Raw genomic sequence first — 21,971 nt, forward strand, 5'->3', positions numbered from 1 at the left:
AAGGCACTATTTCCGATTGATTGGAAGTAGTGCCTTTTTTCAGCGTTGTTGCCAATAATTCACCGCCGCCCCACGTAAGTTGGCTTCAGCACGGAACTGGCACAAACGGACGTCAGGGCGCACGGTGGCGATTGAAACTTGATTCATGATCTGATCGACTGCCTTCTCAATGCCAGGTAACAGCGCTGGATTGGCGGAGATACCACCGCCTATAACGAAGCATTGTGGATCGATACTGTATTGTAGATTAAAAATCGTTTTGGCTAGTACGTGGTAGAGCTGTTGTAATGCTTGTTGCGCGTCTTTGTCACCGGTGCCCGCCAGATCAAAAATTTCCTGACCAGTTAGTGTTGTGTGGTGGCTTTGATTGTAGTATTGCGCCATTTTAACGGCGGTACCGGCTTCACTAACCGTGGCGGTGTCCGTTGTTAGCATATAACCGAATTCGCCACCTAGCAAATGTTGTCCGTGGCGGACTTGACCGTTAATGATAATAGCACCACCAACACCAGTGCCGATGACCAAAAAGACGACATCTTGCAGACCTTGCGCGATACCGGCTGTAACTTCGGCAAGGGCGGCACAGTTTGCATCGTTTTCGATAGCGACGGGCAGACCAAAGCGCTGCTCAAGTTCGGGCACAATTTTGAAGTTGTGAATATAGGAGATGGCGCTGGCTCCACGGATAATGCCGGCCGGCTGATCAACTGCGCCTGGAGAGCTGATACCAATGCCGGTTAAATCAAATTGCTGCCGCATTTGTTGTACCCATTGAGTGAGTAGCATGTAAAAATCAGCCAAATTATCTGGTGTTGGCTGGCTAGATTTAGCTATAATTTGTTGTTCCTGCCAAATACCTAATTTAATAGTGGTACCACCGATGTCGATCAAGCCTAAAGCCATTATGAACACCCCTTATTATTAGAACGTTTTCATTAATTATACCTTAATCTATTATCCCAAGAATCAAAAAAACGCCGTTTCTGTTCAATTTAAACAGAAGCGGCGTTACTTATTTCTACTTATCTGCTTTGATCAGCGCATCAGTCACGATTTTCAACTGTGCGCGCGTTGCGTATGGATCATAGTAGTACATTTTATTAAATGGCAACTCGATGACTCGGTTGGCTTTGACGGCAGCCAATGATTTCCAAATTGGGTTTTTCTTCATCGCTACTAACACTGGATCCTTCTGCCCCTTAGTACTGGATGTGGTAACGAACATATAATGGGCTTGGTATTTAGGCAAGGATTCAACGGATATTTCTTTGAATCCAGCACCGGAATCAACTTTTTGCAATGGTTTGGATAGTTTGAAGCCTAGTGCCAGCATTGCTTGGGCGCCACGACTAAAGCCAGAGCCATAAGCGTAGAGCTTGTTACTTTGCATCTCATAAACACCAAACGTACTCTTACGGCTGATCTTCGCCGCATTTAACCGCTTGATCTGCTTTTTCGCTGCGGTGTTGAAGGATTTTTTGAAGGCTTTGGCTTGTTTAGGCCGATTTAATAACTTCGCAAAATAGTTCATTGAGCTGGTGAATTGCTGCGTTTTTTGATAAGGAATTTGCACGGTTGGGGCAATTTTTTCCATTTTCTTAGTGTCGCTTTCGTTATTAGTGATGATCAAATCAGGCTTTAGTTTCAAAACAGCTTCGGCGCTCATCGGTGTGCCGACATCGGTCATACTTTTGATCTTAGCTTGATCTAAGTAAGGATTGGCCATCTCTAACTTTGTTGAACCAACCACATTAACGCCTAATGCCATCACTTGACCTAAATAAAGGCCAGCAACAACGCGTTTAGGATGGTTAGGGACTTGAATCGTCCCGTTGGCCGCTTTAAAAGCGTGTGTGTCCGCAGCCACAACTGGACGTGGTAAAAAGATAACAAGTAAAGCGAATGCAGCCAGCAAAACACTGACAAAACGCTGGAATTTCTTTGACATAATAAAGTCTCCCTCTATTTCTGTAGAAAAATGCCACAAGCAATATGGCTAAAATTTAGATTGTTTCCCGATCGGACTGGTGTAGCAATAAATAAATGAAGTATGGCATGGTGATGACTGCCACGACCAATCCTACTGGTAACTGACTTGGTGCAAAAATATTTTCTGCCACGACTGCCGCGAACAAGATCAAGTTGACCCCGACTAATGCTGTAACCGGTAAATAAAAGCGGCCGTGATTGCCGACTAAGCGGCGGGCAATATGTGGTGCCATTAAGCCGACAAAACTGATCGCGCCACCACCAGCAACGGCCAAACCGGCTAATAAAACGGCTAGCAGTAGTAACACTTGCCGCTTACCAGCGACGCCTAAGCCTAACCCGCTGGCAGCTTGCTGACCTAATGTCAACAGGTCGCTGGCCCATAAACCGCGTATAGTCAGGGGTAACAGGATCAGCAGACCAATACTTAGCACGGCAATGTAGGACCAATCTTGGTTCCAAAAATCGCCGCTGATCCAGACGATCAGTTTATCGAAATCAAACTGATTTAATTGCAGCTCAATTAATAGAATGATGCCGTTTAATAAAGTTCCACTGGCGATCCCTAACAATAAAAGTTGTAAGGGTTGCTGCAAGCGTCGTTGAACGAAAACAATACAAGCACCCACTAAGCTACCTAAAACGGCAAATAGCGGCAGACCGTAAGTTTGACTGAGCGGAATATGTAAATTACTGATCGCCAGAAAAGTTACCGCGCCTAAGCTGGCTCCAGAATTGATCCCCATAATACTAGTGTCGGCCAACGGATTTTCGGTTACCAGTTGCAAGATCGCACCACTTAAACTTAGACAGATGCCGCAGATCAAGCTGAGTGCGATCTGCGGTAGACGAAATTGTAATAGAACTAAATCGGCTTGTGCGCTGCCATGGCCGGTAAGGACTTGGCCGATTTCAGACCAAGTCAGGTGAATGCTGCCGTGGGTCAGCTGGAAAATAACTAAACCGATAAATAATAGGCTGAACGAGGCGCAAGTAATGCGAAATCGCTTTTTCATGTTGTCAGCGCCCCCTGTTTACGCCAGAGAAAGGCGAATAAGAATAGGCCACCGAGAATTGCGCTTAAGGCGCCTAAGGGTAGTTCAAACGGTGGGCGCGCTGATTTCGCCAGCGCATCACCGAAACTGAGAAAGGCGCCACCGGCCAGCAATACTTGACCGACAGTTTGTTTAAAGCGATGACCGCTAAGAATGGCGATACATTGCGGGATGCCTAAGCCGACGAAGGCGATGTTACCGGCTACCGCGACACAGCCACCAGCCGCTAATACGATCATCAGGGAAGCTAAAATACGGGTGCCATTGCGTTTGCTACCAAGGCTTTGGGCTAGTTGATCATTTAAAGTTAAGATCGTCAGCGAATCACGCAGATAAAATATCACGACTAATAACACTAATAAAATCACGGCCAGCAACCAGACTGAATCATAGGTGATCCCAGAGAAACCGCCAACCAATAAAGTGCGGTACTGGGCGGTGGTTTGGGTCAGCAAACTGACGGCATAAGCCACACTAACTAAAAAGCCAGAAAAAATACTGCCACCGAGAATCAAGCGCAGTGGCTGCATACCGTTACGGGTCATCGATAACCCCAGTACGACACAAAAGGCGATCAATGCGCCAAATAAGGCGAGCCCAAAGCGGGCACCGATGGTAAAGGGGATTCCCAGCACAGTACCGACAATTAAAGCTAAGTTAGCGCCACTGTTGACCCCAAGAATGGCTGGATCGGCGATTGGGTTACGCGAAATCGTTTGGAGCAGTTGGCCTGCTACCGCGAGTTCTGCACCGACTAGTACGCTAGTGATTGCTCGCGGTAAACGCACTGATAAAATCGTTTGTGTTTGTAAGCCGGCTTTAGGGTGGACCAAGGTCAATGGGCTGAACCAAGTCGGGCCGCTACAAAGATTAATAATGAAGCCACCAATCAGTAAAATAATCAAAATAAGATAAATTTGCCGTGTCCGTTGTGTCATTGTCGCGCCCCCGCAGGCGCTGCCAAAGGATCAAAGGTATCATAACTTGTGATCATTGGACAGTGTAATCGGGGTTCAGCCGCCACCGTTGCGTCGATCTGAAAGACTTTAGCTAACATGCGTGAGGTGAAAATTTGATCGGGCCGACCTTGGTACATAACTTGGCCGGCTTTCAAGCAGACCAAAAAATCGCAAAAGCGAGCCGCTTGATTTAAATCGTGGAGTACGATAATAATCGTTTTGTGTTGCGTCTGATTAAGTTGCTGCAGTAATTTCAAAATTTCTAACTGGTGGGTCAGATCGAGATAAGTGGTGGGCTCATCTAATAGTAGAATGTCGCTATTTTGGGCTAACGTCATTGCGATAAAGGCGCGCTGCCGCTGCCCGCCAGAGAGATTGGACAGCCGCCATTTAGCCAAGCCCTCAAGATTAGCGGCGATAAGCGCTTGTTTGATTGCTGCTTCGTCTTCGGCCTGCAGACCGTGTAATGGTTTTTGGTAAGCAAAACGGCCATAAGCGACTAAATCGCGTACCAACGTGTCTTCTGGAGCTTGCGGATTTTGCGGCAGACTGGCGATATTTTGTGCTCGTAATTTTGGTCGGTAATCGGTGAGTGGTTTGCCGTTTAAAACTACGGTACCCGCAGCAGGTTGCCGAAAACCGGAAAGTACATTAAGCAAGGTTGATTTGCCACTGCCATTGGGGCCAATTAGTCCAATGATCTGGTGGTCCGGAAATTTTATATTTAAATGCTCGATGATCATATGATTCGGATAACCGATGCATAAGTCGTGCCCTTCAAGTTGCGTCATAGGACGTTCCCTCCTTATTTTAGATTGAGGTGAGAATACACTGATCAATTTTAGTTGCTGTTCTGGTGCTCGTTTTTGAAGCTTATTCTCTAAACAACGCAGCGGTAGTTACCGCAGAAAGTATAATTCCAGTCTAACGAAAAAGCGCTTCATTTTAAACGAGAATAGGAAGACTTTTAGATAATGATGAGCTAAATTAGTTTAAGATTAAGAATTGATTAAAATGCATCTGTTTAGCTATTCATTTTAGCAGAAGAAACGGCGGCTGGCTAGGCTAAATGAAAAAAGTTCTCAATTAGAATAAGGATTAAATAATTCTTATTCATCCTCAGAGGCTTTTCACTTTTACCGCTATCTGCTATGCTAATGAACAGGAAATTAGTGGCAACCAAGCTGGTCATGGCTGAAGCTGGTCCTGAGTTGCGGCAACGTTAAAAAAAGAACGAGATCGGAGTAGATACAATGGTAGAAAAGAAAACGCTCGCTGATTATGAAGTCGATATTCCAAAGGTAAGTGAGTTACTAAGCGATACACCAGCAACTAAAAAGTTCTTTGACGAATTAACGCCGGGTTACCAGCGGGAATGGGCACGTTATGTTTTTGGCGCCAAGGCTGAGGCAACTAAGCAACGCCATATTGACGACATGCGCATGATCCTAGATGCTGGCTATAAATCAAAACGCGGCTACGGTCAGCGAGCTAAATAATTATCCAAAACGAGTTGGCAAATGCTGGCTCGTTTTTTGTTTTAAAGTATGCCAGGCCTAAATGATGGGCCAAATAGTTGGCGATACTAGACTAATACAGATGTGGTGCACCGTAGATAGTACTAATGGTGGGACACTCGATGGACCTTTAGGGAAAACATTCACTGCAGCGTTTAATTCTGACAGCTCAGCAACTGATTATACGGTGCCGGACATAACCACAAAAGATGAAATTGGTATCGATGTGTTCGTCAAATATGACGGCATCACGCCTGATTTACCGGTCACCAGTTCTGCTGATCATTTATGGATGTTGATCGTTACGACGTTAGTCTTAGTTAGTGGTAGTGTTACTTCAATCATCCGCACTAAACGTCGTCGTGAGCAAAATATTGCTGAATTAAAAAATTGCTTAAATAAGCAAGACCTAATTTGAGTAGTTCAAATGTTTAAACAATGATGCGAAATGAAATCAGTAGCGCTGTTTTTGCTTCTAGCTTTAATTCTAAGATTTAATGAATTAGAACAAAAAAGGCAGTCAACCCGAAAAATAGTTCTCAGATTGGCTGCTTTTGTTGTTTAATTAGGATTGACGCTTTTTTCTACATAGTAAATTTAAGCAATTACAGTGCCAACAATTGTGCGCGCAACTGTGGATCAGTGGCATAAAGGTACAAGCCGTAGCGGCCGCGTTGCAATAAAACGTTGATCGAATTAAGAATGATTTGCTGTTTGACTTGTAAAGCTTGTTGCGCGGTGAGATCAGCGCGGCGTTTAAAGGCTTCGTGGTCTTGGTATTTATCGGGTAATAATTTTAGTCGGTTGGTTGTGGCGTCATAAGTGACTGATGGACCCAAAATAACACCAACATAGTTAAGGTCAAAGCCTTGAACCGTATAGATTGAGCCGACTTCATTTAAGGTTTCCGGGCGCTCTGCCCAAGTGATATTTGGGTCCATGTTCTTATCCCAAGGCAACTGAAAACCTGGCGCGGTCACGTAATAGGTCTGGCCATCGAGCTTGTAAGGAAAGTCGGCTGTGGCGACGAGCCGCGAAAGGCCATATTCGTGATCACGTTGGCGCAACTGCTGGTACATTTGACTGGCATCAGCGAAGATCCGTAAATCAAAACTAGGATCAGTTGGTCGTGGCAATAGTTGACCTTGTGTGCCTAATGCAGTTAACCACTGTTGTGTTGTTGGTTGGGCGCACACGCGGAATTGTTGTGTTAAATGAAAAATTTCGTGGGGCTGTTCAGCTAATAATGTCGCTAATTTAGTCTGATCCCAGTAGCTTTTTATTTTTAAAACTTGGTGGGTGTCGAAAACTAAAATAACAACGCGGCTATGTTTGCAGATCTCGGTCAGTTGATTTTCCTGATTAAAACGATTGTAGCGGTCGCTTTTAGTCAACAATAAGTGGGCTTCATCAACTAAAGCAATGTCCGCGTGCGTCGCATGTTTGGTCATTTGGTTGATGAATGGTGTTGGCTTCATAAAGTCCTTTTTACGCAAATTTGGTTGGTCAGCCGCAATTTGCTTGTAAGTTTTCAGCATTTCGGGATGGTTGACTAACAAATAGTTATTGGTCTGGTAAAAAGGGCTGGCAGCGTCATTGCGGGCCTGCTGAAGGCTATTCATTAATGAGTTGAGGACCACACTTTTGCCGGTACCAGCAGCGCCTTCAATCACAAATAAACCTGTTTGCGGTGTAGTTAACTGCTGAGTGCAAAACTGGAGTACTCGTTGCTTTAGCGCTTGTTGCTGCGCGGATAATTTTGTTTCTGGAGCTAACTTGGTTGTAGCGGTATTTTCTAGCAATGAATTCAGCCTGCTTTCTGCGACTCACTCAGCACAGAATCTAGGGAATATAATGATTGATTGCTTTTTGTAAGTTGTGTATATCGAGTAACGTAATTTCTGGGAAGATTTTGAACACGAAAGAAGCAAAGGTATCGTGATGATACTTGTAATTCATTTTTCCAATCGTGTAACTAGTGTCGGCCTGCTGGCGGCGAACTTCAAGATCGTAGCTGGCTTCGGGGTGAAGCACGATATATGTATCGGTAGTGATCGGAATAGCTTCAATATGAGTGTCGGTAATCGGCATAAGGCTCAACTTCTTTCCAAGTGATAGCTCCATCATACAAACATACGTTCTGTTTTGTCAAGCTATTTCCACTAAGAATGAGCTAAGTTTCTCGGCGCGTGATTTACCCAATATGTCCGTAACCCCATAAGAATCAGTGTACAAAAAAAGCACCAGCATCGCAATGCCAGTGCAGCTTAAAAACTATAGATATTTAGCGTCAAATTCAGGATCTTGGGACGTTAGAATTTTTGGACCGTCTTTGGTGATCGCCAAGGTGTGTTCATATTGTGCCGCCATTGAACCGTCTTCGGTGACGTAATATTCCCAGTTATCTCGCGGTGTCATCCGGGTCGTTAAATGCCAAGTGCCACGCGTGATCATCGGTTCGATGGTGATCGTCATCCCTTCGCGTAAACGTAGCCCTTTACCGGCTTCACCATAATGAGGCACGCTAGGATCTTCGTGGATCGTAGGTTGGATACCGTGACCAATCAATTCGCGGACATCACCGTAATTATTTTCAACTTCAGTATATTGTTGGATCGCATGGCCAATATCACCGATCCGATTGCCGATCACTGCTTGATCAATACCTAAATATAGAGCTTTTTTAGTAACTTCCATTAGGCGTTGATTTTCTGGTGAGATTTCACCAACCGCATAGGTCCAGCAAGAATCACTTTCGTAGCCATCAAGATTAACGCACATATCGACTTTAACGATATCGCCGTTTTTTAAGTCTAAGCCGCGCCGTGGGATACCATGGGCAACTTCATCGTTGACGCTGACACAAGTGGCGTATTTGTAGCCATCAAAACCGATTTCTGAGGCAGTAGCGCCGTGTGATTCGATATATTGGCGCGAAAATTTTTCAATTTCCCAAGTCGATAGCCCCGGTTTGATCAAGTCGCGTAGGCCCAAATGAACACCAGCTAAAACAGCGCCTGACTTGCGCATACCCTCAATTTCACGTGCTGATTTTAATGTAATCAAAATAGTAGCCTCCATAATAGTAATCTCTATCATTGTAAACTTTTTTCGTAAAAATAACAGCACTTGGCTGTATAATGAGATCAAGCGCTACCGTGGATTAAATTGCTGGTAATTTTGCCATTTTTTCCTTAAAATAAAAATTAACCAAGCGTTAGTGCTTATTATTCAATAATAGGAGGACACATTATGAAATTGATCGAAGTACCAGTTAAAGTTAATGCTAGCTTACGTAAAATGATCCCTAATACGATCGCGTACCTCTATGGTGATTCGGCGATCCGCTATTTTCGCAAGTATTCGCTAGGTAACACCAGCGTCCACTACGTCGATAATTTTGACCATTTAGATGTGATCCTGACCAACAGCAATCGCCGCATCCGCGAAGATGAAATTAAATTTGTCTGCGAGCGGCTGTTACCGGGGCAACCTATCAGCGAAACCACACGCTTCAGCAAAGATGAGATCGAAGCGGCGCGGCACCACAAAATCCGCTCAATGAAGGATATCGTGATCATCGAAGCACCTAATCCAGCAGAATAGACAAAAGTAACAGCGTCAATCGCACTTCAATTGCGGATTGACGCTGTTTTTATATAATCGATTGAAGCTTGGTACATCCGATATTTCTACTAATTGGCTTAAAATAGAGCCTTGTTTTTCCGTGCTGCCAATTTCTATATTTCCGTGCGCAGTGCTGTTAGGCTTAAATTAAGCCAAACACGAGGAGGAACACGGATGCTGCTTAGAGTTGAAACGATGACTAACGAGGTTTTCTACATCAATGAGAACCAGATCACCTATATCGAGAAGTTAGATGTCACCAAGTCAGATGAAAAAAGCGCTTGGCAAGTACATCTAGCTGGGGAATCGCAGGCAACTTTCAGTGTTAACTACAATCAAATCACGCGCCGGCCATTCAAATAAAGATTGCGCAGATAATCGGGCAAAAGGTTATCTGCGCAATCTTTTTAAGTTCTTGCGTGAATATTTTCTTGCGTAGCTTTTTAATGTCAAACTGTGTCATTGGGGTTTGCTAAACTTTAACCAACGAATAAACTTTGGAGGTAGAGCGATGGCAGATGAAAAGAAGTTCCCCAGCAATCAGCGTATTCTTGATCTTGTTCTACGCATGCTGAATGGTGAAATAATTACGTTTGCAACGTGGAAATCCTACTATCATGGTAATGATCATGCTAAACGTACTTTTCAACGAGATATGCAAGATATTACGCATGCGTTGAAAAAGACGAATTCTAAACAGCGTTTGGTCAGGAAGCATGATGAACTGCGATCAGAAGACGAGCGAACTGAATACAGTATCGTTTGTACTGCCGTGGAGGATACGGATGTTGATCAGCATCCGCAGAATATTGGTTAGGGTTAAACGACTAAAAAGCGTGGTGCTAAAGAAATCGATATACGATTTCCTTGGCACCACGCCTTATTCTAAACTAGCTATTGATTCAAAATCCAAATGAACAGTACAAAGACAAAGAACAATGCGTACATCAGCGGGTGGACTTCCTTACCGCGTTTAGCGGCGATCATGGTGATTGGGTAAACGATGAAACCTAAGGCAATCCCGTCAGAAATACTATAAGTTAGTGGCATCCCTAAGACAATCAAGAAGGCGGGGATGGCAACCTCTAATTTGTCCCATTCGATTTCCCGTAGCGATTGTGCCATCAAAACACCAACGATGATCAAAGCTGGTGCAGTGACTTGGCTGGTGACAACGGCTAATAATGGCGAGAAGAACAAACCGACGATGAAAAGTAAGCCAGTTGTCACCGCGGTTAACCCGGAGCGGCCACCAACTGCGATGCCGGCCGAAGATTCAACGTAGGCCGATGTTGGTGAAGTTCCTAGCAATGAGCCAACTAACATGGAGCTAGAGTCAGCCAACAATGCGCGGCCAACACGAGGCATTTTATTATTGACCATGAAGCCTGCTTGTTCAGCCAAGCCGACCAAAGTGCCGGCGGTATCGAAGAACGTGACCAGCAAGAAGGTCAGCACTACTACCAATAATTGCAAGGAATTAATATCACTAATATGAATTGCACCGACGAGGAAAGTGGATTTAATACTAGGTGCACTGGCGAGAATGGCGCTTGGTGCCGCAATCAAACCTGTGATCAAACCGATAATCGCAGTTGCGACCATGCCGATAAAAATCGCGCCAGGCACTTTACGCACCATTAAAATAGCGGTGATGATCAAACCGAAGATCGTCAGCCAAGTCGTGCCAACGCCAAATGAACCGAGACCGACGACAGTTGATTTATTGGCGACGATCAGGCCACCGTCATGTAGGCCAAGAAAGGCAATAAACAAACCGATCCCAGCAGCGATGGCTAATTTTAAATTACGTGGAATTGCGTTGATGATCGCTTCGCGTAATTTTAAGACCGTGATCAACATGAAAATCAATGAGGCCACAAATACGCCGGCTAAGGCTGTTTCCCAAGGAATTTTCATACCGATAACAACTGAGTATGTGAAGAAGGCATTAACACCTAATCCAGGTGCGATGGCAATGGGATATTTAGCGAGAACACCCATCAGAATACAGCCTAAAGCACTGGCTAAAGCTGTTGCTGTGAAAACAGCCCCTTTATTCATTCCGGCAGCGCCGAGGACGGTTGGGTTGACGAATAAAATATAAGCCATGGAAATAAAAGTGGTGAAGCCAGCCAAGACTTCACGCCGGACGGTTGTATGTAGATTGCTTAGATCAAAGTAACGCACTAAAGTTTCTTTCACAATAATTGCCCCTTAATGGTAAAAATTAATAAGTGATCACAAGAAATTGTTCGTGTTTATCTTGCTTACGAGCTAATATTACTATATAACGTTCGTTATTGCAATATAAAACTTAATAATTTATTTATTTTAATCGGTAATGTTAGCCGTAAATGAGTTAAATGATGAAAAAGTGTGAATTTTTAGTGGATTTAGATTGATTATACGAACAATGTTGTAGCTTGAACTGCTGAATCCGCTAAATACATCAACGGCGCTAAGGTTTGGTATACTGTCACTAGGTAGGTGAATGCAACGTGGCAAAACGGTTTACAGTGATCGTGCCAGTTTATAATTTAGCGGCGTATTTGAATAAGTGTTTAGCGAGTTTGCAAGCACAGACGTACACGGGCTTCAATGTTTGGCTGATCGATGATGGCTCGACGGATGATTCTGTGGCGATCATGCAAGCTTGGGTTAAAAAGGACTCGCGGTTTCATCTGTGGCGGCAACCAGCTAATCAAGGTGTTTCGGCAGCACGCAATGTTGGCTTGCGGCAAGCACAGGGGGACTACATTTGTTTTGTGGACGGTGATGATTGGTGTGAGCCAACTTATCTAGTTGGTTTTGCGGAACAGATGGCACAGCCGCAAGTTGATATGGCTCTTTGTGGGTATTCCACAGATGGTGATCATTCGACTAAGGCGCAAACCACCAAGTTGGAACATAACGGTTTAAAGGTGTTGTTAGGTGACGATAGGCAACGGATGCTGACGCAACGCCAAATGTTGGCTGCTGTGCTTAAACCTAGTGGCGATATTCGGGGGTTCTTGTGGAATAAATGTTATTGGCTGGACGTGATTCGGCAGCAACATTTAGTTTTTGACGAGGAAATATCGCTATTAGAGGATCAATTATTTAATGTCGCGTACGTCCTACAAACGCAGCGTTTTTATTATGTAGCCACACCACAATATCATTATGTGACGCGTGAGAATAGTGCGATCCATAAATGGACACCGCAAACACTGCCAGCGGAATTACAGGCGTTAAGTCGTATCCAGCAACTGTTGAGTCAGCACCCAGAGTTACAATTTAGCCGACTATTAGCGCGCCGGCGCAAACAGATTCGCCACGATCTGGTTGCCCGCTTGCATCAACCGACCAGAAAATAAGATGGGAATGGTTTGTTTATGGTAGAAAGATTAGATTACACGCAACAAAAAGCATGGTCGTTTACTAGTGGTCAACAACAATCGCCAATTGCGCTGACAATGGCACCTAGCGATGTGATCGAGGCTGCCGATTTGTTCGAATGGCAAGTGCCTTATTATGGTGAAACGCTTAGCGACCAGGCAAATAACATGCAGTTGGCTGGTACTGGCTTTGCAAAATTTGATCACCGCAACTATCGCTTCGTGCAACTGCATTTTCACGCACCAGCCGAGCATACGATCGAAGGCAAACAAGCAGCGATGGAATGGCATTTTGTCCACGAAAACGCACTGGGTCAAAAAGCAGTAGTAGCTGTGACCGCGGTGATTGGTAAAGAAAATCCGCAGTTGAATCAATTGTTAGCGGCTTTTATCCCGAAAACAGCTATTCCGTTACCAGAGGCGATCTTATTGACCTCATTGTTACCAACCCGCGGGCTGATCTACCGTTATATCGGCTCACTGACCACACCACCGTTATCCGAAGGCGTTGAATGGTTTGTGGCCGCTGAGCCACTAACCATATCGGCGGAGCAGTTAACCGAATATCGCGAACTATTTCCACAAGATAATAATCGTGAACGACAACCGTTAAATCAGCGGTCGGTAATGGGTTATGACATCAGTAAGGGACACACAGAAACCGAATTTTAATTAAGTTAAAAAGACTGACCAGTTAATTTTTACTGGTCAGTCTTTTTAGTATTAATTATTTTCGGCAACGCCATTTTCGCGTAGCACATTGTTAGTTGTCTCTTTAAACGCTTGTTTATTTGTCACATCTTCGGGCTCATCATGTAAGCGTGCTTCGGCAATCGCCCAGTTGACTACTGTTTCGGTGACGCGGAGTTCATCAGCCAGTATTTTAAAATCGTAGTTAGTTGCCAACATATTTGTCAAATTTTTGTAGCGGCGGCGATTAGAGATCTCGCGAAAACTAGTACCATCCTTGCGACTAGTGGCTTCAAAAATCAAGAGTGGCGACTCGCGAGCAGCAGCAATAAGTTGATTTTGTAGTTGATGCATTTTCGGTGACATAATTGACCTCATTCTAAATAATTTGCGCGTAAAGTCGCGATATCTGCGGCTGTAAAGCCTAATTGATTGATCAAATAACGATCAATGCCGCCGAATGCTACAATTGTCGCAAAAACTGCGTCAAAATTGGCATCCTCGACGGATAAGGTTTGGTTCATACGATTAGTTAAGTCTTCGTGTTCATTTTGGGCAACAACTTGTTCGATACGCTTACGATTACCGGCACCGAAAATTTGGTTAGTTAATAAATAATCGCGCTTGATGGTTTCTGGCGCGACTTTAAGCGCGCTTAAAACTAGCATAGCGCCAACACCAGTGCGATCTTTGCCGGCAGCGCAATGGAACACTACGCTTTCATGCTCGCCGGTGGCATCGAGCATCGCTTGAAAAATAGCTCGCCATGCCTGTTGTGGATGTGGATCAGCAATCATTTGTTGGTAGATTTGTGAGAACATGGCCCAATTTTTGTTTTGCAAATGAATATCCAGCCCGCTTAAGGAATCACGCTCGCTAAATGGATAAACCGGTGCAGGAATCATTTTAGCGGCAGCTGGTAAGCGGTCGGGGAAAGAAGCCATTTCGTGTTCGGAGCGCAGATCAATATCATAGCGCAGGCCGTAATTACCTAAAGCGGCAATGTCACTCGGTGTCAATTCATCCAAGCCGCCGGCGCGCAAAACTTTTTGCCATTTGACCTTGCGCCCATCAGTTGTCGGATAACCACCAAGTTCACGAAAATTAATTCCGCCTTCCAAATCAAGTACCCGTTGTGGTTGCATGAAAATCGTTCCCTTCTTCGCACTAATATTAGCTTGATTATACCACCAGATGATAGTTTCTTTCAGCCTATAAAAAAAGTCTAAACAGAAAATTCTGTCTAGACTTTTGCAGCTTATAGACGTCCTGAGTAGATCATGAAACTGATGTAGCAAACATCACCGTCAGGCAATTTATAGCCAGTGTTGATGTTGCTACCATCGTCTTCATGAAGGACAACAAATTCGCCAGTACCGTAATCTTGTTGATTTAAGTAGTTGACTAATTTTTCGTCACATTCGGCTAATGTTTTGCCGGTGACAATACGTTTATTCCAGCCGCGATGAATCGCGTTATTTGTGTTTGTGTTCATCAAAATCATCCCCTATACGTGTCTAATCTAAGTATGAGCGTTACCTGATAGTCGGTCAAGTTTACGGCAACTAAATAAAAAATAGACTAACAAAATAAAATTATGTTTAAAAGCCGAGTGTATTGTGATATCTTTAAAGAAAGCGCTTTAAATTTGATTATTGGGGTGACACCGGATGCGAAATGTTGAATACAATGTGTCTAGCAATCATAAAAGTCTACGTCAGGCCTTGTTTATTCTATTATTTTTAGTCGTTTTAATTGGTGGTTTAGTCTATGTTAAATGGTATCCATATTGGCAAAAAGCGCTAGGGGCTAGCGCAACTCACTCCATCGGAACTGCTATTATCGCCGATATTGGGGCTAAGGCTAGCGGGCCATCGTTGCAGGCCGGTTGGCAATTCACAGTTGCTTATTTTACTTCGGTTTGGAAGGCGGTTATTTTAGGTTTATTAGTTGGCTCGTTAGTTCAAGTGCTGATTCCAACCAGTTGGATCAAGCGCTATTTAGGTGGCAGTCAATTTAAAGATTCGTTTGTGGCGGCTTTGATGGGTGTACCCACAATGATGTGTACTTGTTGTAGTGCACCAGTTGCTGTTGGCATGAAACGTTCCCAGGCTTCCAGTAATAGTGTCGTTGCTTTCTTTTTAGCCAATCCGTTACTGAATCCAGCCACCTTGGTATTTATGGGCTTTGTCTTAGGTTGGAATTTCACAATTTTTCGGATCATTTTTGGTTTGGTCACGGTTTTAGGAATCGCAAGTTTGGTTGCTAAATTCGGCGCACAAAAAAATGTAACTGTACCGAACAATAAAATGTTTGATCCGATTGATGAATCCAATGAAATATTGCTTGTACGTTGGCTTAAAGCGTTGGTACGTTTAATTGTTGAAAGTATTCCTGCATATGTGGTGATCGTCTATATTTTAGGCACTTTCCAAGGCGTTTTATTTCCGGCAATTCATAACGGGTTAAATGGCGGTTTGATGGTTATTTTACTGTTTGCCGTGGTGGGTACGTTGTTTGTTATCCCGACTGCTGGGGAAATTCCGATTATTCAAGCGTTGATGGCGCTAGGATTAACAACAGGTCCGGCAGCAGCGTTGTTGATCACGTTACCGGCGGTCAGCATTGTTTCTTTAACTTTATTAAAACCAGTTTTCAGTTGGAAAAATCTTGCTATTATTGGCGGTGGCGTATTGGTTATGGGAATCGTAGCTGGTGTAGTGGGCAGTTTTATTCTCTAAATATTTCTGAATTATAGGGATCGCAAGACTTAAAACTTGAGCTTACTTTTTGTAAGAATTATAATCAAACCATTAATAGAATTACTTCACTTTTTTATTAACATACGAAAGGGAGTTTTAAAAATGGCTTTTTTCCCAGCTTATGATGATACAGAAATTATCGATTACTTACGCGCCCAAGCGCCAAATGCAGAGGTTGTTTTCGAACCTAGTGAATTGGATAAACACCAATCCGGTAAATACGGAATGGGGACTGGTTCTGGTAAGCTATTGGCTTACGTAGAAGTGGCTGATGTAGCTGACATTCAAGGTGTTTTGCGCGCAGCACGCAAGTTCCATTTACCGGTGATTCCACAAGCAGCAGCAACTAGTACAGTAGCAGGTTCCGATGGCATCGAACATGGTCTCATGTTATCAACTCGGCGGATGAATAAAATCCTCGATGTTAGTCGTGCTGATCAAGTTGCGGTTGTTCAACCAGGTGTGATCAACCAAGATCTAGATAATGCAGCTCGGAAAGTCGGGATGTTTTATGCACCAGACCCAGGTTCTAAACCAATATCTGCAATTGGTGGTAATGTATCAACTAATGCTGGTGGGATGAGTACGGTCAAATATGGCGCAACTCGTGATAATGTTTTAGGGGTCAAAGTTGTTTTAGCCGACGGCCGCGAATTATCATTAGGTCATCGGACTTTAAAGCAAGCTTTCGGTTATAACCTGACCCAGTTATTCGTTGGTTCTGAAGGTACACTGGGTATCATTACTGAAGTGACCGTCAAATTAATGCCGATCCCATTAGGGCAACCAATTACGGGGATGGCCTTTTTCCATGATATGAAAACTTTAGCTGCTGCAGTGACTGAAATTCGTGCTTCTGGCGTTTACCCAGCAATGCTTGAAGCATTGGATGGAGCAACCGTTGAAGCGCTTGATCGTTATGAAGGAACACACTATGCTCAAGGTAAGGGTGCGCTATTGATCTTGCGGCTAGACAACGGTGGTGAAGAAGCCCTTAAAAAGGTGGAGGAGATCCTCGCTCAGTTTGCGGCACAGCATTTAAGTGTAACCAGTGATCCAGATGAACAGGCTGCAATTTTGAAATTACGGCAAGATATGTTGCCAGCGGTATTTGCTAACGGCAATCATGTTATGGAAGATATGGCCGTGCCGTTATCTAAATTGGCTGACATGATGGATTACATTGCGAAGATCGCCCAAGACTTGGATGTTGAAATTTATACTGCTGGGCATGCTGGTGACGGTAACGTCCATCCAACCTTAATTTGGCCAAAAGAAGAGACTGAAGTACCGCAGAAAGTGACCCAAGCATTACAATTAATGTTCCGTGAAGCTTTACGCTTAGGTGGCACAATTTCTGGTGAACACGCGGTAGGTTTATTGAAAAATCAATGGAACAATGAAGAGTTGGGTGAAAATGTTGATCAACTACAACATCAGATCAAAGCGTTACTCGACCCGATGAACTTATTGAATCCTGGCCGTAAAATCGATTAAATTAACGATGCTTAATAAGGAGAGCTTGGCATGAGAATGCTGAGCTCTTTTTACGTACTGTAAATTATTTTGCTAATGAAAACGGAATCATCTATTATCTAGCGTTAAATTATGGTATGGTTATGCAGATGGTTTTCATGCAAAGCGGTAAACAGCACCATATTTAGCCTGATAAATTTTTCTAGCACTTATACATATCGACAGGCTAAGGGGACAGTCGCAATCACGGCTGCTTTTTTGTTGCCAAAATGTCTGAATTTGCCATCAAAAACGACGTTGCTGGGCAAGCTAAATGCCGGTCACAGCCGCCAAATTCAGGAGGAAAAATTTTGGTTCATCATTTATTAGCGGAGTTTATGGGTACCGCACTTATGATTATCTTTGGTGTTGGCGTGCATTGTAGTGAAGTTTTAAAAGGAACTAAGTATCGTGGTTCTGGTCATATTTTTGCCATCACAACTTGGGGTTTTGGGATCACGATCGCCTTATTCATCTTTGGCGATGTTTGTATCAATCCAGCCATGGTGTTGGCACAGTGTATCTTGGGTAACCTTAGTTGGGCAGTATTTATTCCTTATTCAGTTGCCGAAGTACTCGGTGGTGTTATCGGTGCGATGATCGTTTGGGTAATGTACGCAGACCATTTCAAGGCTTCTGAAGAGGAAGTTTCACCGATCACGATTCGTAACTTGTTCTCAACAGCACCAGCAGTACGTAACTTGCCCCGTAACTTCTTTGTCGAATTCTTTGATACATTTATCTTTATTTCGGGAATCTTGGCAATTTCTGAAGTTAAAACACCAGGCATTGTGCCGATTGGTGTTGGCTTGTTAGTTTGGGCAATTGGTATGGGCTTAGGTGGCCCAACTGGTTTCGCGATGAACTTAGCGCGAGATATGGGCCCACGGATCGCTCATGCTTTGTTACCAATTAAAAATAAAGCGAATAGCGATTGGCAGTACGGAATCATCGTACCAGGTATTGCACCATTTGTTGGTGCTGCCTGCGCAGCATTGTTTATGCATGCTTTCTTCGGTATTGGTTAATTAGATGTTTGTAAAGTCTGCCTGCGGGCAGGCTTTTTTTGTGCTAAATTAGTAAGAAAAGAGGGTCTCAATATGCTGATACGGCGTGCAACCAAAAATGATCTACCACAATTAGCTCAGATTTATCTGCAAGTTCGGCAACGAACTTTTACTTGGGTCAAAGCACCGCAGTTAGCTGATTTTCAAAAAGAAACTAAAGGGGAGCAATTATTAGTTGCGGAAAACGAGGGTAGGCTCTGCGGATTTGCTGCTTTTTATGTGCCGGCGGCGTTTGTTCATTTATTAATTGTTGCACCAGATGCACAAGGCCAAGGGATTGGTCGTGCGTTATTGCGGCAATTACAGCGGGGACGGCGTAAACCATTGCGGTTAAAGTGTGTGAAAAGTAATCATGCTGCATTGGATTTTTACGCGCATTTAGGGTTTCAAATCGTGAAAGATAACGCTAGCGCAGAGCCAGCGAATTTTACGTTGCAGGCAACGCACGCGCTATAGAAAATTCCTAGAAACGGCTTGCATTTAAGCCTGATTTTCGGTACAGTTAGTAGGTACGTGAAACAGAAATGTTTCACGAGATTGGAAAATAAATTTAAATTAGATAGAGAGGCGGCAGTCATGACTCCGACTACTTTTCAGGCGACTTTAGCTGATCAGGGTATCGATTTATCTAGTCAGCAAATGGCGCAATTTCACCGCTATTTTGAAGTGTTAGTCACTGTTAATCAGCAGATGAACTTGACTAACATTACCGCGGAACCAGAAGTTTATTTGAAACACTTCTATGATTCGTTGACGCCAAGTTTTTATTTACCAGAATTACGGACAGAAGCGCTGACTATATGCGACATTGGTGCGGGTGCTGGTTTCCCATCAATTCCGCTGAAAATCGCCTTTCCCCAATTGCAAGTGACCATCGTTGATTCATTGAATAAGCGGATCAACTTCCTCAATCAATTGGCTGGGGAATTGGATTTAGACAACGTGGCTTTCTACCATGATCGGGCGGAGACGTTTGGCAGCAAACGCAGTGAGCACCGTGAACAATATGATCTGGTTACGGCGCGAGCGGTGGCACGACTTAATGTTTTAAGTGAACTATGCTTGCCGTTAGTCAAAAAAGGTGGTCAGTTTGTGGCGTTGAAGGGCCAGTTGCCTGATGGTGAGCTGGATGAAGCTGAATACGCGATCAGTAAATTAGGTGGTCAGCTAAATACGACTGCTGCCTTCGAATTACCGGAAACAGGGGATTCGCGGCACATTATCGTGGCCGATAAGAAGCGGCAAACGCCGAAAAGTTATCCTCGGCGCGCCGGTGTACCGAATAAGGAACCGTTGATCGAAAAAAATTAAACTTTAAAGTATGAAAGGAACTGAATTTATGGCACAAGTGATTGCCATCGCGAACCAAAAGGGCGGTGTAGGCAAAACGACGACCGCCATTAATTTAGGCGCATGCTTAGCTGAGCTAGGCGCACGTATTTTATTGGTTGATGCTGATGCCCAGGGTAACGCGACTAGTGGCGTGGGTGTTGAAAAAAGTCAGATCGAACATGATATTTATAATGTTCTGATCGATGAATATCCGTTACTACAAGCGATTCAGCACACCCAACATCAGAATCTTGATATTGTACCAGCGACGATCCAATTAGCGGGTGCGGAAATCGAATTGACTAATTTAATGGCCCGAGAATCACGATTGAAATTAAGCTTAGCTCCTGCGCGTGAGCATTATGATTATATTTTGATCGATTGTCCACCAGCATTAGGCAACCTGACTATCAACGCTTTTACCGCCAGTGATAGTATCATGATCCCGGTGCAAAGCGAGTATTACGCGCTAGAAGGGTTAAGTCAGTTATTACACACGATCAAATTGGTCCAGAAGCATTTCAATCCTGACTTACGAATCGAAGGCGTATTATTAACGATGTACGATGCGCGGACGAATCTTGGGGCTGAGGTTGTGGCGGAAGTGCGCAAGTTTTTCCCGCAACAAGTTTATCAAACAATCATTCCGCGTAACGTACGTTTATCAGAAGCACCTAGTCATGGTCTACCGGTGATCGACTACGATGCACGATCTAAAGGCGCAGAAGTCTACGATTTATTGGCAAAGGAAGTGTTAGCTGCCCATGAGTAAGCAAAATAAAAGTTTGGGTCGCGGAATGGATGCCCTCTTTAGTGACTTTGACGATTTCGCAACACCTCAGGCCAGCGAGCAAGTAACCGCGTTGGCACTAAGCGAGATTCGGCCTAATCCTTATCAACCGCGGCGCCAATTTGATACAACAGCGCTCCAAGAACTAGCCGACTCGATCAAAGAGAATGGTGTTTTTCAACCAGTGATCGTCCGTAAAAGTATCAATGGCTATGAATTAATTGCTGGTGAACGGCGTTTTCGGGCCTCTAAATTAGCTGGTAAAAATGAGATCCCGGCGTTAGTGCGTGAGGTTGATGAACCGTTAATGATGGAGATCGCGGTGCTAGAAAATCTGCAGCGTGAAGACTTGAACCCATTGGAAGAAGCAGCGGCCTATGATATGCTGATGAAGAAGCTGCATTTGACCCAAGAACAAGTTGCGACACGTTTGGGTAAAAGCCGGCCGTACATCGCCAATTATCTGCGATTATTGACCTTACCAGCTGAAGTTAAGAAGTTGGTTGAAGCTCACGCGCTATCAATGGGTCAGGCGCGGACTTTGTTAGGGTTAAAGGATAAAGGCAAGATGGCAGCAGTAGCACAACGCGCGATCAAAGAACCATTGACGGTGCGCGAGCTGGAGCGATTGGTTAGTCAGTTAAACGCTGAGAAACCAGCAAAGCCAGCACCTAAGCCGTTAAAGTCACCTTATTTGAAGGCTAGTGAAACACAATTGCAACAGCATTTTGGCACTAAGGTCAATATTGCGGCCCATGGTGATAAAGGCAAAATTGAGATCAATTATTTATCAATTGAAGATCTAAACCGTATTTTAGATTTACTGGGCGTGACTGAGTCCTGAGGCAACGCAGCAATTTTGAGGAATCATCAGCCGTAACAGCAAAAAATTATTCACTATTGTAGAGTAGAGGGGGGACAGCAGTGTTTGATTTAAATGATATCGTGGAAATGAAAAAGCCGCATGCTTGTGGTGCCAATCGCTGGCAGATCATTCGTGTTGGTGCGGATATTAAAATTCAGTGCACGCAATGTCAACATATCGTGATGATGTCGCGACGTGATTTTACCCGCAAAATGAAAAAGGTTTTGGAAAAAGCCGCAGATAGCGAGTAGCGGGTGGTTTTAATATTTTGAGGAAAATGTGTTTGAAAAGGCAGATTATGGGCATATAACTACGCAAGTCGAACGAGTTGCTGCTTGGTTATTAGTTAGGTTATGTTCCGTGATTTGTGTGTTGGTTTTAATATTTTGATGGAAACGTGCAAAAAAGGCAGGTTATTGCATC

At 44.0% G+C, this 21,971-nt stretch carries 27 protein-coding genes; 15 read left to right on the forward strand and 12 right to left on the reverse strand.

Annotation, left to right across the window (positions count from 1 at the left end; all coding sequences use genetic code 11):
• Window positions 1–39 precede the first annotated feature (39 nt).
• The 5 genes from LC20001_RS01185 to LC20001_RS01205 all read right to left on the reverse strand — a co-directional run bounded on the left by LC20001_RS01185 (window position 40) and on the right by LC20001_RS01205 (window position 4,794).
• A complete protein-coding gene (locus LC20001_RS01185; protein WP_010011334.1) occupies window positions 40–903 on the reverse strand; it encodes an ROK family protein in 864 nt (287 codons plus the stop codon).
• A gap of 115 nt (window positions 904–1,018) precedes the next feature.
• Window positions 1,019–1,948: an ABC transporter substrate-binding protein gene (locus LC20001_RS01190; RefSeq protein WP_010011335.1), complete on the reverse strand. Its 930-nt coding sequence runs from the start codon at window positions 1,946–1,948 to the stop codon at window positions 1,019–1,021.
• A 55-nt stretch (window positions 1,949–2,003) separates the two neighbouring features.
• Entirely contained in the window at window positions 2,004–3,005 is a 1,002-nt protein-coding gene (locus LC20001_RS01195; RefSeq protein ID WP_003676877.1) for a FecCD family ABC transporter permease, read from the reverse strand.
• The gene (locus tag LC20001_RS01200; protein WP_010011337.1) at window positions 3,002–3,982 is read right to left on the reverse strand and encodes a FecCD family ABC transporter permease; all 981 of its coding nucleotides are present in this window, start codon (window positions 3,980–3,982) and stop codon (window positions 3,002–3,004) included. The genes LC20001_RS01195 and LC20001_RS01200 overlap by 4 nt, the downstream gene beginning before the upstream one ends.
• Complete coding sequence (locus LC20001_RS01205) at window positions 3,979–4,794, reverse strand: ABC transporter ATP-binding protein (RefSeq protein WP_010011338.1); 816 nt, start codon at window positions 4,792–4,794, stop codon at window positions 3,979–3,981. The genes LC20001_RS01200 and LC20001_RS01205 overlap by 4 nt, the downstream gene beginning before the upstream one ends.
• 462 nt (window positions 4,795–5,256) lie before the next feature.
• On the opposite strand from LC20001_RS01205, the gene LC20001_RS01210 reads away from it, so the two are divergent.
• The gene (locus LC20001_RS01210) at window positions 5,257–5,502 is read left to right on the forward strand and encodes a YdeI/OmpD-associated family protein (RefSeq protein ID WP_010011339.1); all 246 of its coding nucleotides are present in this window, start codon (window positions 5,257–5,259) and stop codon (window positions 5,500–5,502) included.
• A 100-nt stretch (window positions 5,503–5,602) separates the two neighbouring features.
• The gene (locus tag LC20001_RS01215; RefSeq protein WP_010011340.1) at window positions 5,603–5,938 is read left to right on the forward strand and encodes a hypothetical protein; all 336 of its coding nucleotides are present in this window, start codon (window positions 5,603–5,605) and stop codon (window positions 5,936–5,938) included.
• Window positions 5,939–6,125: 187 nt separating this feature from the next.
• Here the strand turns inward: LC20001_RS01215 and LC20001_RS01220 are convergent, their stop codons facing one another.
• From LC20001_RS01220 to map, 3 genes are all read right to left on the reverse strand, one after another.
• Complete coding sequence (locus tag LC20001_RS01220) at window positions 6,126–7,322, reverse strand: DUF2075 domain-containing protein (protein WP_010011341.1); 1,197 nt, start codon at window positions 7,320–7,322, stop codon at window positions 6,126–6,128.
• A 40-nt stretch (window positions 7,323–7,362) separates the two neighbouring features.
• A complete protein-coding gene (locus LC20001_RS01225) occupies window positions 7,363–7,611 on the reverse strand; it encodes a hypothetical protein (RefSeq protein ID WP_010011342.1) in 249 nt (82 codons plus the stop codon).
• Window positions 7,612–7,794: 183 nt separating this feature from the next.
• The gene (map, locus tag LC20001_RS01230) at window positions 7,795–8,586 is read right to left on the reverse strand and encodes a type I methionyl aminopeptidase (protein WP_003676869.1); all 792 of its coding nucleotides are present in this window, start codon (window positions 8,584–8,586) and stop codon (window positions 7,795–7,797) included.
• A gap of 186 nt (window positions 8,587–8,772) precedes the next feature.
• Here map and LC20001_RS01235 point away from each other — a divergent pair, with 186 nt between their 5' ends.
• The 3 genes from LC20001_RS01235 to LC20001_RS01245 all read left to right on the forward strand — a co-directional run bounded on the left by LC20001_RS01235 (window position 8,773) and on the right by LC20001_RS01245 (window position 9,964).
• Window positions 8,773–9,126 carry a DUF1827 family protein gene (locus LC20001_RS01235; RefSeq protein ID WP_010011343.1) on the forward strand — a complete coding sequence of 118 codons (354 nt, stop codon included), beginning with the start codon at window positions 8,773–8,775 and terminating at the stop codon, window positions 9,124–9,126.
• A gap of 195 nt (window positions 9,127–9,321) precedes the next feature.
• A complete protein-coding gene (locus LC20001_RS01240; protein ID WP_010011344.1) occupies window positions 9,322–9,510 on the forward strand; it encodes a hypothetical protein in 189 nt (62 codons plus the stop codon).
• A 148-nt stretch (window positions 9,511–9,658) separates the two neighbouring features.
• Window positions 9,659–9,964 (forward strand): hypothetical protein, encoded by a 306-nt coding sequence (locus LC20001_RS01245; protein WP_010011346.1) that lies wholly within the window; start codon window positions 9,659–9,661, stop codon window positions 9,962–9,964.
• A 77-nt stretch (window positions 9,965–10,041) separates the two neighbouring features.
• Here LC20001_RS01245 and LC20001_RS01250 read toward each other — a convergent pair whose 3' ends face one another.
• Window positions 10,042–11,352: an NCS2 family permease gene (locus tag LC20001_RS01250; RefSeq protein WP_010011347.1), complete on the reverse strand. Its 1,311-nt coding sequence runs from the start codon at window positions 11,350–11,352 to the stop codon at window positions 10,042–10,044.
• A 296-nt stretch (window positions 11,353–11,648) separates the two neighbouring features.
• Between LC20001_RS01250 and LC20001_RS01255 the strand changes: the two genes are divergently transcribed.
• Complete coding sequence (locus tag LC20001_RS01255; RefSeq protein WP_010011348.1) at window positions 11,649–12,506, forward strand: glycosyltransferase family 2 protein; 858 nt, start codon at window positions 11,649–11,651, stop codon at window positions 12,504–12,506.
• An 18-nt stretch (window positions 12,507–12,524) separates the two neighbouring features.
• Window positions 12,525–13,199 (forward strand): carbonic anhydrase family protein, encoded by a 675-nt coding sequence (locus tag LC20001_RS01260; protein WP_010011349.1) that lies wholly within the window; start codon window positions 12,525–12,527, stop codon window positions 13,197–13,199.
• A gap of 51 nt (window positions 13,200–13,250) precedes the next feature.
• Here the strand turns inward: LC20001_RS01260 and LC20001_RS01265 are convergent, their stop codons facing one another.
• The 3 genes from LC20001_RS01265 to LC20001_RS01275 form a co-directional block, all read right to left on the reverse strand.
• Complete coding sequence (locus tag LC20001_RS01265; RefSeq protein WP_010011350.1) at window positions 13,251–13,583, reverse strand: hypothetical protein; 333 nt, start codon at window positions 13,581–13,583, stop codon at window positions 13,251–13,253.
• Between the two features lie 8 nt (window positions 13,584–13,591).
• A complete protein-coding gene (locus tag LC20001_RS01270) occupies window positions 13,592–14,362 on the reverse strand; it encodes a tyrosine-protein phosphatase (RefSeq protein WP_010011351.1) in 771 nt (256 codons plus the stop codon).
• 113 nt (window positions 14,363–14,475) lie between these two features.
• A complete protein-coding gene (locus tag LC20001_RS01275) occupies window positions 14,476–14,712 on the reverse strand; it encodes a hypothetical protein (RefSeq protein ID WP_003676859.1) in 237 nt (78 codons plus the stop codon).
• A 175-nt stretch (window positions 14,713–14,887) separates the two neighbouring features.
• On the opposite strand from LC20001_RS01275, the gene LC20001_RS01280 reads away from it, so the two are divergent.
• From LC20001_RS01280 to LC20001_RS01315, 8 genes are all read left to right on the forward strand, one after another.
• Window positions 14,888–15,958 (forward strand): permease, encoded by a 1,071-nt coding sequence (locus LC20001_RS01280; RefSeq protein ID WP_010011354.1) that lies wholly within the window; start codon window positions 14,888–14,890, stop codon window positions 15,956–15,958.
• Window positions 15,959–16,081: 123 nt separating this feature from the next.
• A complete protein-coding gene (locus LC20001_RS01285) occupies window positions 16,082–17,476 on the forward strand; it encodes an FAD-binding oxidoreductase (RefSeq protein ID WP_010011355.1) in 1,395 nt (464 codons plus the stop codon).
• Between the two features lie 329 nt (window positions 17,477–17,805).
• A complete protein-coding gene (larD, locus tag LC20001_RS01290) occupies window positions 17,806–18,522 on the forward strand; it encodes a D/L-lactic acid transporter LarD (protein WP_010011356.1) in 717 nt (238 codons plus the stop codon).
• A 72-nt stretch (window positions 18,523–18,594) separates the two neighbouring features.
• Entirely contained in the window at window positions 18,595–19,017 is a 423-nt protein-coding gene (locus tag LC20001_RS01295; protein WP_010011357.1) for a GNAT family N-acetyltransferase, read from the forward strand.
• A gap of 120 nt (window positions 19,018–19,137) precedes the next feature.
• The gene (rsmG, locus tag LC20001_RS01300; RefSeq protein WP_056943245.1) at window positions 19,138–19,872 is read left to right on the forward strand and encodes a 16S rRNA (guanine(527)-N(7))-methyltransferase RsmG; all 735 of its coding nucleotides are present in this window, start codon (window positions 19,138–19,140) and stop codon (window positions 19,870–19,872) included.
• A gap of 28 nt (window positions 19,873–19,900) precedes the next feature.
• Window positions 19,901–20,665 carry a ParA family protein gene (locus tag LC20001_RS01305; protein WP_003676850.1) on the forward strand — a complete coding sequence of 255 codons (765 nt, stop codon included), beginning with the start codon at window positions 19,901–19,903 and terminating at the stop codon, window positions 20,663–20,665.
• Window positions 20,658–21,527: a ParB/RepB/Spo0J family partition protein gene (locus LC20001_RS01310; protein ID WP_010011359.1), complete on the forward strand. Its 870-nt coding sequence runs from the start codon at window positions 20,658–20,660 to the stop codon at window positions 21,525–21,527. Before LC20001_RS01305 ends, LC20001_RS01310 begins: the two co-directional genes overlap by 8 nt.
• Window positions 21,528–21,607: 80 nt before the next feature.
• The gene (locus LC20001_RS01315; protein ID WP_010011360.1) at window positions 21,608–21,799 is read left to right on the forward strand and encodes a DUF951 domain-containing protein; all 192 of its coding nucleotides are present in this window, start codon (window positions 21,608–21,610) and stop codon (window positions 21,797–21,799) included.
• Window positions 21,800–21,971 lie beyond the last annotated feature (172 nt).

The sequence above is a fragment of the Loigolactobacillus coryniformis subsp. coryniformis KCTC 3167 = DSM 20001 genome, assembly GCF_002706425.1.
In the GTDB taxonomy this organism is placed as follows: domain Bacteria; phylum Bacillota; class Bacilli; order Lactobacillales; family Lactobacillaceae; genus Loigolactobacillus; species Loigolactobacillus coryniformis.